This is a genomic window from Fibrobacter sp. UWS1 (genome assembly GCF_002300445.1).
GTDB classification, from domain to species: Bacteria; Fibrobacterota; Fibrobacteria; order Fibrobacterales; family Fibrobacteraceae; genus Hallerella; species Hallerella intestinalis.
Genome location: NZ_NSGW01000002.1, coordinates 261,606 through 274,295, shown reverse-complemented (window position 1 = coordinate 274,295; position 12,690 = coordinate 261,606). Strand labels below are relative to the sequence as shown.

The 12,690-nt window shown below is 43.6% G+C and carries 12 protein-coding genes; 3 read left to right on the top strand and 9 right to left on the bottom strand.

The genetic code is table 11. The annotated features are described in order from the left end of the window. Positions 1–13 precede the first annotated feature (13 nt). Positions 14–607, bottom strand: coding sequence for an FISUMP domain-containing protein (locus BGX14_RS16175; protein WP_255404538.1), 594 nt, complete (start codon positions 605–607; stop codon positions 14–16). Positions 608–701: 94 nt separating this feature from the next. Between BGX14_RS16175 and BGX14_RS16170 the strand changes: the two genes are divergently transcribed. Beyond that, positions 702–1,331 carry a hypothetical protein gene (locus tag BGX14_RS16170; protein ID WP_233126587.1) on the top strand — a complete coding sequence of 210 codons (630 nt, stop codon included), beginning with the start codon at positions 702–704 and terminating at the stop codon, positions 1,329–1,331. Here BGX14_RS16170 and BGX14_RS11185 read toward each other — a convergent pair. Further along, on the bottom strand, positions 1,215–2,759 hold the full coding sequence (locus BGX14_RS11185) for a hypothetical protein (protein ID WP_095879930.1): 1,545 nt from the start codon (positions 2,757–2,759) through the stop codon (positions 1,215–1,217). The genes BGX14_RS16170 and BGX14_RS11185 overlap by 117 nt on opposite strands. 7 nt (positions 2,760–2,766) lie before the next feature. Then, positions 2,767–3,312 (bottom strand): FISUMP domain-containing protein, encoded by a 546-nt coding sequence (locus tag BGX14_RS15605; RefSeq protein WP_146139585.1) that lies wholly within the window; start codon positions 3,310–3,312, stop codon positions 2,767–2,769. Between the two features lie 37 nt (positions 3,313–3,349). On the opposite strand from BGX14_RS15605, the gene BGX14_RS15600 reads away from it, so the two are divergent. Then, complete coding sequence (locus tag BGX14_RS15600; RefSeq protein WP_158223306.1) at positions 3,350–3,595, top strand: hypothetical protein; 246 nt, start codon at positions 3,350–3,352, stop codon at positions 3,593–3,595. Positions 3,596–3,694: 99 nt separating this feature from the next. Here the strand turns inward: BGX14_RS15600 and BGX14_RS11175 are convergent, their stop codons facing one another. The 6 genes from BGX14_RS11175 to BGX14_RS15595 form a co-directional block, all read right to left on the bottom strand. After that, positions 3,695–5,395, bottom strand: coding sequence for a hypothetical protein (locus BGX14_RS11175; protein WP_095879928.1), 1,701 nt, complete (start codon positions 5,393–5,395; stop codon positions 3,695–3,697). A gap of 169 nt (positions 5,396–5,564) precedes the next feature. Next, complete coding sequence (locus BGX14_RS11170; RefSeq protein ID WP_073302819.1) at positions 5,565–6,224, bottom strand: vWA domain-containing protein; 660 nt, start codon at positions 6,222–6,224, stop codon at positions 5,565–5,567. A gap of 139 nt (positions 6,225–6,363) precedes the next feature. Beyond that, the gene (locus BGX14_RS11165) at positions 6,364–7,470 is read right to left on the bottom strand and encodes a macro domain-containing protein (protein WP_095879927.1); all 1,107 of its coding nucleotides are present in this window, start codon (positions 7,468–7,470) and stop codon (positions 6,364–6,366) included. Between the two features lie 3 nt (positions 7,471–7,473). Then, positions 7,474–8,853 carry an RIP metalloprotease RseP gene (gene rseP / locus BGX14_RS11160; RefSeq protein ID WP_233126531.1) on the bottom strand — a complete coding sequence of 460 codons (1,380 nt, stop codon included), beginning with the start codon at positions 8,851–8,853 and terminating at the stop codon, positions 7,474–7,476. Positions 8,854–8,981: 128 nt separating this feature from the next. Then, positions 8,982–11,942, bottom strand: a complete 2,961-nt coding sequence (locus BGX14_RS11155) for a glycoside hydrolase family 44 protein (protein WP_095879926.1) — start codon at positions 11,940–11,942, stop codon at positions 8,982–8,984. Between the two features lie 103 nt (positions 11,943–12,045). Next, positions 12,046–12,375 (bottom strand): hypothetical protein, encoded by a 330-nt coding sequence (locus tag BGX14_RS15595; protein ID WP_158223305.1) that lies wholly within the window; start codon positions 12,373–12,375, stop codon positions 12,046–12,048. Between the two features lie 102 nt (positions 12,376–12,477). On the opposite strand from BGX14_RS15595, the gene BGX14_RS11145 reads away from it, so the two are divergent. Beyond that, a complete protein-coding gene (locus BGX14_RS11145; protein ID WP_078777393.1) occupies positions 12,478–12,687 on the top strand; it encodes a helix-turn-helix transcriptional regulator in 210 nt (69 codons plus the stop codon). Positions 12,688–12,690: the final 3 nt, after the last annotated feature.

Sequence of the window (12,690 nt, the reverse complement as noted above, 5' to 3'; positions counted from 1 at the left end):
TTTCCTCAAAAAACTAATTATCCTTAACACAACGAACCGAATGAGCGTTCTGTGCACCAGATCCAACAACATTACTAGTTCCATTTTTTTCAAATTCGACTATCGAGGTGAAACCGGAAATCCAAGAGGATGTCCAAAAACGAGCGACGCTACTAACATATTTAACTAATGAAGAATCGTCAGCGTCAACAGAGCGCCAACCACTCGCAAATACGGAAATTCCACATTTATTCGTCCCACCCCATTTTTCAGACCTTATATTACACCTATTAGATAAGGCAATCCATTCCGATCGTGTAGGAATTCTCCATCCATCAGGACAAATACCTTGTACGAGTAAAGAATCAAATTTTCCATTTTCGTTTTGATATTTTCCTCCTTTATATACATCTTTATACAAGTCTGCACCGTCTTCATAATCCCATGCTGCAGGATGTTTATAGAGTCTACCTCGACGTTCACAGTTTATATTTTTATCATTAAAACACCATGAGATAATCTTTAATTCAGGATGTTGAAGGGTGTCATAATAATTCAAATTCTCTGCCATCCATGTTTGGTTACCGATGGTTACGACCTTATAAATCTGACCATCTCTTGAATCTATAATTGTATCATAAGAAATTGATGGATTTAGGTAGTCCCAACTTAATTTATAATACTCGCTTGAAGACGATTCTTCTGAACTAGAAGATATTCCGATGTTTGAACTAGAAGACGATTCTTCCGAACTAGAAGATGTTCCGATGTCTGAACTTGATGACGATTCTTCCGAACTAGAAGATGTTCCGATGTTTGAACTAGAAGACGATTCTTCCGAACTAGAAGATGTTCCGATGTCTGAACTTGATGACGATTCTTCCGAACTAGAAGATGTTCCGATGTTTGAACTAGAAGACGATTCTTCCGAACTAGAAGATGTTCCGATGTTTGAACTAGAAGACGATTCTTCCGAACTAGAAGATGTTCCGATGTCTGAACTTGATGACGATTCTTCCGAACTAGAAGATGTTCCGATGTTTGAACTAGAAGACGATTCTTCCGAACTAGAAGATGTTCCGATGTCTGAACTTGATGACGATTCTTCCGAACTAGAAGATGTTCCGATGTCTGAACTTGATGACGAAAGCACAGGTATAATTGGGTTATCGTCAGATGAGTCTGCATTGCCGCAAGCCCAAAATGCCCCTGCAATCAAACAACATAACAAAAATTTAAGCATGAGTCCCCCCTTTTCTAGCCGTATAAGTGAGATATATGATTACATCTTCTATTGGATACTCTGCACTGTTGTCGTTACCATCCTTTTCTATTCCAGAAATAGACAATGACCATTTGGATATCGCCCCGCATCCTTCAAAGATACCTGTTTTTTTAGAATTGTAGGATTTACCATCAATGTCAGGTTGACAATATGCTAACCCAGTAGCCATTGTCGTATCAGAAACCATTAGAGACAAGGGTAAATCCTTTCCAAAATAAACCAAGGCCTCCGTTAACGATAATTCTGCATTAAGATAGCATGGTACGGAGCTTTCAGACAATTTAACAAAAATTTGGACATCTTTAATTCTCTGAAAAGAATGTCCCTCAAAATTTTTGTTAAAGAAAGATTTTGTCAATTGGAATTCACAAGAACAATTAGCTTTCACATCAGTCAACGGAGTTTCAAAGCCTTCGTCATATTCATACAATTCGGCTCGTTCCTGCAGTTCTTTTAAACTTATCGGTCTAGTTATTTCCATTTCATGCACATCATTTTCAAGATAGGCCTTTTCCATCCGCCTTAAATCAAGTAATATTCGTTCTGGAGCGAGCAGGCCCTTACGGAAATTATCCCAGTAATCATTTTTTATAAAGTCGCAAACAGAAGTTATTTTGCCATCTATCTCAAAATGATATACTCTTTCTGCCATTTTGGCTACATCAAGCAACAGTTTTACGTATTGCTTGAATACTTTTCCGAGTTCCTTTTCAAGCCAAACATACAGTTCGTTATTCGTAAACTTTTCGCTCAAAACTTCATAAGCTTGTTCAGAGCGAAGAATTTCGTTTTCAATACTCTTGTGTTTCTTTTCGACCTGTTGTGTCTTGATTTCGTTAACAACTTCCTGCTTTTCCACTTCGACGACTTCGGCATCTGCAACCTCGTCTTCCAGGGTCCATTCCTTCTTACGGCGTTCCAGTTCGGCTTGCAACTTTGTCTTGGCGGCATCCAGCTGTCTTTGTGCGAATCGCGACGCATAGCTTTCGGCTGCACTCACTAAATTCTCGGCTAGCTTTGTGCCGCCAATGGATTCCATATCAAAGCGAGGTCCGCCAAATAAATTAGTTACTGCACCAAATTTAAAATCGGGCATCTTGAATGTTGCAGAAGCGATATTGCGGACTTTTTCGACGGTTTCCTGAATTTTCGCAACTTTTTCCATCAACTTCTGATACTTCTTCTCGGCTGCAGACACAAGGTGCATGGCCTTTTGCTTCTTTGAGGTATTCTGCTTTGCAGTCTTCTTTTCTTCAAGCCTGACCTTTTCCGCTTCAAGCGATTTGACTTCCATTTCATGAACGGTCTTACTCTCGGCTACCACAGCCTTGTCACATTGCGCCTTGAACACCTGTAACTGTTCCGCATCCTGTTTTTCAAGCACGGCAAGAAGGTCGTAAACAAAGACTTCATTTGTAGGCGTTTCAACAGAAAGCCTAAACAATTGCAAATGACCGCTCTTGCTGCAGGAGTTTTGTTTAAGCAAAGAACTCATTATTAGATTACTCCGAATCCTTTATGCAACGAATAGGTATAGCTTTATAGTCATGTGAAAGTACAAAATTGAGCGGGGTTCTATTAACATCGGGTATATACGGAATCCAATCGCCTTTTCGCACCCAAAAATGAGCATCTGAGCCTAGACCAGTATATCCATCGAGTATAGTTTGGTACCCAGCAGGATATACAGAAAAACCAAAATCATTCGTCCCATTCGTATTTTCTTTTCCCCACGGGATCCATCCACTATCGGCCTTGAGAACACTTGTTTGATTTCCGGTAAATTTGAATAAAATCTCCCATTCTGTAGAATCTGGTAAATGCCATTTTTCCGGACAAATAACATTCTTCGAATCACTTGTATAAAGGCGACCATAAAGACTACAATATTTTTCTGAATTGTTATAACAAAAACTTTCTGAACCTGCTTTATACTTATAATTCATATTTTCGGCTATCCATACCTGTTCTCCGATAATCACCGTTTTGTAAACATGACCATCACGCAAATCAGTTAATGTGTGCGCAATGGAATCATATACACTCATTACTTCAGGAATTTGAGAACTCGACGACTCCTCGGATGTGGAGGATGTCGAGACTACCAAGCTCGACGACGACTCCTCGGATGTAGAAGATGTCGAGACTACCAAGCTCGACGACGACTCCTCGGATGTAGAGGATGTCGAGACTACCAAGCTCGACGACGACTCCTCGAATGTGGAGGATGTCGAGACTATCAAGCTCGATGAGGTATCCTCGGATGTAGAGGATATCGAGACAGTCAAACTGGACGACGACTCTAGAGAATTACTAGAACCATTTTCCTGAAAAATTTCAACCGATGACGAAATTGGTTCTTCTGGAGAAGAAAATGACGAATCCTCACCACAGGCAACCATTAACGCACAAAAAAATAACCCATAATATTTATTCAGATTGAACATTAGAGTTCCTCCACGCTGTATAACTTACAAATACAATAACTTTCACTGTTGACAAATCCGTTATGCAATCAATTCCTGTCAACCTTAAATTTAGGTCCAAGGTGTTTTCAATAAGAGTCCCTTCAAATGGAGAATACTTATCATCAACAAATTTGAAATCAAATTTCCCCACTTCGGATAGAGCCATACTTGAAGCAGTCACTCCAATAAATTGAGGATTTGATGTTAAAGAAACTTCGGCATTAAGACAAGCATACGATTCAGTCTCATTCTCTGCAACAACTTGCAAGCGAATGTCTTTTGTAAATCGTTCTTCATGATAGGGGAAATCCTTCTCAAATAAACTTCTTCTAATATTTACAACATATTCAGATACTTTGCTATTATCAGTTTTTGAGACAGTTACATACTGTGAATTAACATCTGGCACAATCGGATCTGTAAGATTTGTAAACAATAAAATAGGTCTTGTAATTTCTATTCTATGTTTATCATTTTCAAGATATGCCTTTTCCATCCGTCTTAAATCAAGCAATATCCGTTCTGGAGCGAGCAATCCTTTGTAGAAAGAATCCCAATAATTCGACTGTATATATGGCTTGCTAGTATCATCAGGAATTTCAAAATGATACGCTCTTTCAGCCATCTTGGCTACATCAAGCAAAAGTTTTACGTATTGCTTGAATACCTTTCCGAGTTCCTTTTCAAGCCAAATATACAAATCATTATTCGTAAACTTTTCGCTCAAAACTTCATAAGCCTGTTCGGAACGAAGAATTTCATTTTCTATACTCTTATGTTTTTTCTCGACTTGTTGGGTCTTGATTTCGTTTACAACTTCTTGCTTTTCAACTTCGACAACTTCGGCATCAGCCACTTCGTCTTCCAGGGTCCATTCCTTCTTACGGCGTTCCAGTTCGGCTTGCAACTTTGTCTTGGCGGCATCGAGCTGTCTTTGTGCGAATCGCGACGCATAGCTTTCGGCTGCACTCACTAAATTCTCGGCTAGCTTTGTTCCGCCGATGGATTCTATGTCGAATCTCGGGCCACCGAATGCGTTCACCACGGAGCCATACTTGAAATCTGGTATCTTGAATGTTGCAGAAGCGATGTTGCGGACTTTCTCGACAGTTTCTTGGATTTTCGCCACTTTCTCCATCAACTTCTGATACTTCTTCTCGGCAGCAGACACAAGGTGCATGGCCTTTTGCTTCTTAGAGGTATTCTGCTTTGCAGTCTTCTTTTCTTCAAGCCGAACCTTTTCGGCTTCCAGCGACTTGACTTCCATTTCTTGAACAGCCTTGCTCTCGGCAACCACAGCCTTGTCGCATTTGGCCTTGAACACTTGCAGTTGTTCTGCGTCCTGTTTTTCAAGAATTGCAAGCAGGTCGCGACCCATCTGGCAAGCATCCTTTGCCATATCGACAGCGAGTTTGACAATAACTCGGAATCTATAAATGGACCGTTTTTCGTTAGCAGAGTTCAAAATGGAATCAATGGAAAGGCCCATTGCGCGAGCCTTCACCAACATTCCCGGATCAATGGGCGGCGCAAACAAGGCGAGGGCCCGTTTTACCCCCTGGATATTGAGGCTGTCAGCATAAACCTTGCCCGCAGAAAACGGAACCCCGCTCTTGTTAAGCGATCCAGAAACTGTCCAAATTTCAGGTACAGGGTAGGCCACGAAAACATCCTTAATATAAATTATCTTTAATAATATAACATTTTGTAAAAAAAAGAATAATTTTTTAGTGTGTTATCATCGCTAAAGAAGCCCAATCTTGGCTGAAAACAAAAAAATAACCGACATTTTCAACCAAGAATAAAGGCAAATATGGAATTTCCTAAAAAAGCTATCCCCTCTTTTTGCGTTTCATATAATCATCCTCCAAGTTTCTTTTCCAAGAATCATCAGAAGCAGTTGCACGATTTTGCCGGATGTCGCATAGGAGCATCTCCTGCGCTTTATACATTTTATTTACACCTTCTTCGTCCGCAATAAAATTCGCAGCACGGCTACTGTGGATGCCAATGGATTCCGCCGTTTTTATAGCGTCGATATTGGCGCCGAGGAAAAGGAATTCCCAACCGTATTTTTCCTTTTGCCTTTTAATCATCGATTGCACTTGCTGAATGGAATATTCATGGCTGTCATTTTCGTAGCCGTCGGTTGTGATAACGAAAATCGTCTTTTCCGGGCGGTCCTCTTCGCGGGCGTATTTGTGTACATTGCCAATGTGATGAATGGCTCTTCCAATGGCATCCATGAGAGCGGTGCTTCCCCGGGCGTAATACTGTTTTTCGGTTAAAGGAACCACATTTTGTATAGGGATGCGATCGTGCAGAACTTCCATTTCATTGTCGAAGAGCACCGTGGAAACACAGGCTTCTCCCTTTTCGTTTTTCTGGCGATCCAGCGTCGAATTGTATCCGCCGATGGTTTCCTTTTCAAGACCACTCATAGAACCGCTGCGGTCCAAAATAAATACCAGTTCCGTCAATCCTTTTTTCATATTTATCTCCTTGTTATTTACCATGTGACTGGTTTGAAGTTTCGATGTTTTCAATCATCGTAGCTTAATAATAGAAGACTTCAAAACAAAAAAGGTCGCCTGCAAAGCGACATTTTAAAAACGTTTTCAAAGGATTTTGTTAAGCGCCCAAGGTCGTCTGCCCGTACTTAAAAAGCACCGTATTGATTTCCCAAATGTCGTATTTTTGGTGCGAGATAAAATAGGACACAATGAGGTCGCCCTTGTTCGAAGGCGAAAGGGCGTAACCCGCGCGGGACAAAAGGTCCTTTGTTTCATCTAGATTCAGCTGCAAGGCGATAGACAGGGCGATGGCAGTTTTCTTCTTTGGCGAGTAATGGACATCGCTGCGGATTTTAGAAAAATGCTTGCGGTCGAGATTCGCTTTTTTGTAAACATCCACGTCGTCAAATTTCTTGTTCTGAATCAGGCTGAATAGTTTTTGCTGAAAGGTTTCCGCGGCGTGATTGATGACTTTTTCCAACGGCTCTTCTTTGGGGTCGATGGAGGGTTTCGTGCAAATATTTCGGAATGCACATTCCCTTCTAACTTCCAAATTTTCGAAGGACGCCAACGAAAAACTTGAGCATTCGTCGTCATCCGGCTGGAGCACCGAATTCTCGCCACAATCCGTTTCAAAAGCGGACAGTTTGCTACGCGAATTCAAATTCCATTTTTCACTGTAGGAATCTTTTAGGGCGATATAATTTTCGTCGATATACGAGCGGACATCATTCCGCAATTCCTGCGAAAGTTCAAAGGAGCGTCTGTCATAAACGACTAGAACAACATCCATTTCATTTATCTGCAAAAAATCCCGGATAGTTTCTATTGCAACAGAAAGAGCCTTGTCCTTGGGAAACAGGTAAACCCCGCTAGAAATCAACGGGAAAGCGATGGATTGGCATTCCAGCTCCAACGCTTTTTCCAGATTTTTTTCATAGCAGGTGCGCAAGGCCAGTAACTCGCCCGACTCCCCGCCTTTCCAGACAGGACCTACCGTATGGAAAACATATTTCGCTGGCAGCGCAAACGCCGGTGAAACCGCAACTTCACCCGTAGCTAGCGGACCGATTTCTTGGCGGGCCTTCAGCATTTCTTCAAAGCCGGCGCCGTTGTAAATGCTTAAATCGCAGGAGTCTCCGCAAATCGGTTCCGGATTCGCCGACATGACGATGGCGTCCGCTCGGACTTTTGAAATCTCGTTACGAACAATGCGAAAGGACATTAGCTACATCAGGAACAGGGAAATTTTTCCAAAGTCCAAAATGGTGATGAACACGAAAAAGCTGATAAAGAACGCCGCAGCAACGTTTTGAATAATGCTTTGGGTTTTTGTGGAAAGCGGTTTTCCGCGGAGTTTTTCAATGCCCAAGAACAGCAGAAGACCGCCATCGGTAATTGCCAGCGGGAGCAAATTCATCACGCCCAAGTTGATGCTGATAAGGGCGAGCAGCATCAGAAATTCCTGAAATCCGCTCATCCAGACGTTGCCCATTACCGCCACAATGGAAACGGGACCGGAGAACGCATCCACTTTGACCTGCCCTTGGATCATCCGTTTGAAATAGCGGAAGATGCTGGTCGTCATTTTCCAACTGGTGGCGCAGGTTTTTGTAAACGCCTCCACCGGACCGCGGCGGACCAGTTTGGTTTCGCGGAAAAGCACATAGCCCATTTGGATTCCCACCATATAGCGCTTGTATTCCGCATTGTAAACCGGAGTCAAACTTTTGGAAAGAGTGTCGCCGTCCCGGACAACGGAAATGTTTACAGATTCGCCTTGGGAGCCGTCAATTATCCGCACTACATCTTCGTAGCGGGAAATATGTTCGCCGTTGATTTCTAAAATCGTATCCCCTTGTAAAATGCCCGCTTTTTCCGCTGCCGATTCTGGCAAGGGTCCCTGCCGAACAACGACTCGATTCTGCGGGTAAATGCCAATGTCCCCGATGCCCATCTTGATTTCACCATCCGAGGAATCCTTGCCGGGAACAACGAGTTCTTCGGGAACTACCGTAATCGAAACAACCTCTCCACCCCGATGAACTTCCAACACCACGTTCGCACCGAGACTCACGCCGATTTGCTCGCGAAAATCGTCCCAGCCTTGAGTCGGTTTACCGTTCAACGCCGAAATTGTGTCTCCGGGAAGAATCCCCGAAATTTCCGCTGGAGAATTTTTGCCGACAAAGCCCACAATCAATTCGTTTTTCGCCGGCTCCTGAACGCCCACCATATAGAGCGTCATCAAAAGGATGAAGGCAAAAGCGATGTTCACGAAGGGCCCTGCAAAAGCAATCGCTGCCCGCGCTCCGACGGATTTCCCCATAAAATCGCGTTCACCGGGAAGAGTCCCCTCCGGCAAGGAATCCGGATTTTCCCCAGCCATGGCGACATAGCCGCCGAAAGGAATTGCCGAAATGCAGTATTCCGTTTCCCCGCGCTTGAATTTCAAAAGTTTTTTGCCGAAGCCGATGCTGAATGTATTGACCTTGACGCCTTTCCACTTGGCGACCAGGAAATGTCCCAGCTCGTGAATCGTCACCAAAAAACTCAACGCCACAAGGCCCAGCACAAACATCAAAATGTTGCTAAAAATCGATTCCATCAAAGGGAAATGTAGTAAATAGTCGCCAGAGAAAGTAGTCGCATTCAGGGCCTTCTGCGATCGAACAGAATATCCGTCCGTTTCCTATTCCGCAAATTTTCAAAACCGGTTACACAATCCTTAGGGCGTTACCGTAAACGGCGCAAGCCCTTGGGCATGGGAATCTCTGCGCCGTCTTCTTGCAGCAAATAAATGTTATCAAGACTGATGTAGCCCTTGCCGCTATGCCTCGCCCGGAACGAGATATTTTTGATTTGATTCGGATCGAGCCGTTCGACGATATTTCCCCAACCTTCTTGCGCCATATTTTCCCAGATGAGAATGTCACGCACCCAGCTGCCATGCGTATTGCGAAGAATTGCCATGAACTCGTCGTAATCCTTGACTTGTTCACTAGCAACCTGCACTTCAAAATAGCCTTCAGGATTGTCGTGATGGGTCGCATAATCAAAAACGATACCCGCCGAATGACGAATTTCAGGAGGGACCACATAATAAGCACCGGCAAAGTTCGGCCATCCTTGCGCTGGCGGCTGTTCTATGAAAAAATCGTGACGAATAAATCCACCCTGCGGAGGAGCACTGTTAAAAATTTTTGCACCCATTGTCGTCGCATTGTCACCGAACGCCACCGGAAACCAGTTCACGGCATCGATCCCGCTATCGAAATTTTGCAGGACGCTTGTCGTACGGTAAGCACCGCGGACACGGAAAGGAATTTTCAATTCGCACATCTTTTGGCCCAAACCCGAAATTTTCAGCGTGATATTTCCGGAAAACGGTTTTGCCTTTTCCGAAATCGGTATTTTAACATGAAAACTTTCGATGGACGCATTCCACTTGCCATCATCGGGTTTTATCCAACCCTTTGTGCCGAGTTCCGCGATTTCAAAAGTCGCCCCCGTCAGCTGTCCATTGCGCTGAACCGCCGTAACAAACAAATCCAGAGAGTCGCCGGGAAGAAGAACTTTTTTTTCAAGCGCAGCCGCAAGGATTTTAGGCTCGATCGCCGATTCGCCGCCAATGACTTTCGGCTGGATTTGCACAACCGCCATACCAAATGGGGGAATGGCGATATCCTTATTCTTGCTCGGATTGATTCGGCGTCCGCTGGGTCCCATTTTTGGATAAGGATAAGAATTTTTTTGATTGCCCACCCATTTAAACTGTTCTTCGCCAAAAATTTCCACTTGTGTGCGCACCCAATCCCCTTTGCCAACTTCAGCAAGGACATTTGAGTCCGGCACGCTGGCACGATCAATCTGCACCACCTGCGTAATTTCAGACAAATTAACAAGAAGCGCCCGCAGGGAATCGCCTTTACCGATTGCATAAGCCGCAACATCCGTCGAAGCGCTTTCCACAGGCAAAACGGCAAAGCCGTCTTCCAGAAAATCCATAAACGTCATGTAGATGCCAAAATATTCCGCGGTCGGTTCCAACGATTTCCAATAATTCCAAGAGCCTTCCTTGAGAAGTGCGGTAAGACTAATCGTTCCCCAAGTGCTGTCAGGTCCCCGAAATAAATCCCCAAAAGCGTCCCAGGGAAGCACCTGCAAGCGGTTGCCAAAACGCATAGCATATTGGGCAAAAATACTAGCCACACCGGCTGCCTGCGGGTAATCCATCAACAAATGATGTCCTTGAACACAAGTGCTAAATTCCGAAAGAAATATGCGACGTTCGCCATCGAGATGACGTTTCATCCACATATCAAGAGTGTCCAAATTCGGTCCCACATCAAGCATTGCTACAAGCATATCGTGAGCGTTTAATTTGTTTGCAGCCCAGTAAGGATAATTGTGCAAATCCACCACGTCCAAATAGCGTTTGCCATCTTTCCTTTCCGCTTCCCCCACTATCCGCAAAAATTCTTCCAGCCAATACTTGCCGTCCAAAAGGCCCGCGCCTTTCTGCTGCATCTTGTGCGTACTGAACAGGGGTCCATGCAAAACAATCGTCGAATCCACCGCTTTCATCGCCCGCGCATACTCCAAAAAGCGCACCGCATAATGCCTTGCTGAAATCGGTCCGGATTCTTCCCATTCTCCTTCGAGTTCATTTCCGATTTGCCATTGCTTGATGCCATATCCCTTTACTTTATTCGCATAGCGCACCCATGCCGCAGCTTCACGGGACGTTCCCGTGCCCGCATTTACACAGATTACCGCCTGCGCAGAATCGCCATTCGGAAGTTTGGGAAGAGATTGGATGAAGCTCATAAATTTTTCAAAATCCCACTGGATATTCGTCCAATCGGTACGGGCTTTATCGCCATTGCGAGTTGAAATGGCAAAAATTTTATAATTATTGCCGCCGAGCAAATCGGCTCCGCCGCTGAACAGCTTCATTTCGCGAATTTGCACACCCTTAGCAGGCAAGTCCTTCGTTTTAAAGCGAATAGCGAGATAGCGAGAATTCATTTGTTTAAACTTGTGTTTGGTTGTCGCCGATTTTACCTTGACAACGGACTCTACTTTCAACTTATTTTCCAATGCCTGATGCACCCCGGGATATTCCGCGTAGTCGTCCGTCCAGTAAGCAATTTCAAAGGATTTGGGTCGCCATTTTCCCCAATCTATCCGCAACGAATCCCAATTTATTTTTTCAGGAAATTCCACGACAAGCCAAGGCGGATCCGCCGGATCCAAAATTTCGCCCCACCAGATAGTTTCCAAATCGCCGTCCGCCAGATGGCTGCGTCGAATAAAGCCATAATTGTCCTTGGTCGTGCCGCGGTAAATCGTTTCTCCTAAAAAACCGCGAGCCCATTTGTTTTCATCGGGAATCCAGAGTCCCGTGCTATCGTAATGACCTATGCCGTTCCAGTGATAATCATTGGAAAGCGAACCATTCGGAAAACGAAACAGGCTGTAACCGCCATCTACCAGTGCCGATTTCATGTCGTCAAAGCGACTCGGCGGATTCCAAATCGCCAAATCCGCAGCCAACATCTGGCTTTTGTCTATAAGAACTCCCGGTTGCAAGTCGTTTACCCGAATGACGTTTGGGGAGGCAAACACCGATATCGTCGAGCAGAAAATGATTCCGCAAATAAATAGAAACGTAAAATGGAAGCGGCTTTTCATCCAGAAATCTCCGTTAGCAAAACAAATTCTCCTGTGATGAATTATAATAAAAAAGGCATACGAGGTTCTCTTTTCCCCAAAAAACAGTTTTTTTCTTAAACTATTAGGAGCGAAATTCACCTTGAAGAATTTTCCGTATAAATTTACCCGCATTCCATTTTTCTACAAAGTGAACGATATTGTCGGACAGACGTAATGCATCCTTCCCTGCAAAAGCAATCACAATGCAATTAGGGCAGTCTCCCTCCCAATGAGTGAAGCTTTTTGAAAATAAATTTTTCGATACGACCATAAGCAAAACAAGCTCATATAAATTCAACTTCCCGTCAAAACGAGGATTAATAATTAGGAAATTTCTCCAAAGGTGGATATGGCGAGGGGGACATTCGCTTTTTGCCTTTTTTGAGAGGGATATTGTAATTTTTGCTGGCAAAAAAGCATTTTCTCCAACTTTTCCAAATAGATTTTTAAGGCGAATTCATAAAAAAGATTGACGTTATAAACAAAAAAGTTTACCTTTGTTTAAAGGTGCATTATGACGATTTCAGAACAAATAAAGGTACTTTGTGTAAGATGTAAAGTCAGTGAAGCTGAATTAGCTCGAAGACTAGGCAAGTCTCCTCAAAGTTTTAACGCAAAGATGAGGCGCAAATATTTTTCCATTGAAGATTTAGAGCGTATTTCAAAAGTTCTTAATGTCACATTCAAAAGAACGTTTATCCTTGAAAATGGAGATGAAGTCTAACTT

Bases quoted from the DNA above. Each gene is read 5' to 3' on its own strand.
- BGX14_RS16170 (WP_233126587.1), top strand. From the start codon at position 702: ATGTTTGAACTAGAAGACGATTCTTCCGAACTAGAAGATGTTCCGATG.
- BGX14_RS11185 (WP_095879930.1), bottom strand. From the start codon at position 2,759: ATGAGTTCTTTGCTTAAACAAAACTCCTGCAGCAAGAGCGGTCATTTG.
- BGX14_RS15605 (WP_146139585.1), bottom strand. From the start codon at position 3,312: ATGAGTGTATATGATTCCATTGCGCACACATTAACTGATTTGCGTGAT.
- BGX14_RS11170 (WP_073302819.1), bottom strand. From the start codon at position 6,224: ATGAAAAAAGGATTGACGGAACTGGTATTTATTTTGGACCGCAGCGGT.
- BGX14_RS11165 (WP_095879927.1), bottom strand. From the start codon at position 7,470: ATGTCCTTTCGCATTGTTCGTAACGAGATTTCAAAAGTCCGAGCGGAC.
- rseP (WP_233126531.1), bottom strand. From the start codon at position 8,853: ATGGAATCGATTTTTAGCAACATTTTGATGTTTGTGCTGGGCCTTGTG.
- BGX14_RS11155 (WP_095879926.1), bottom strand. From the start codon at position 11,942: ATGAAAAGCCGCTTCCATTTTACGTTTCTATTTATTTGCGGAATCATT.
- BGX14_RS11145 (WP_078777393.1), top strand. From the start codon at position 12,478: ATGACGATTTCAGAACAAATAAAGGTACTTTGTGTAAGATGTAAAGTC.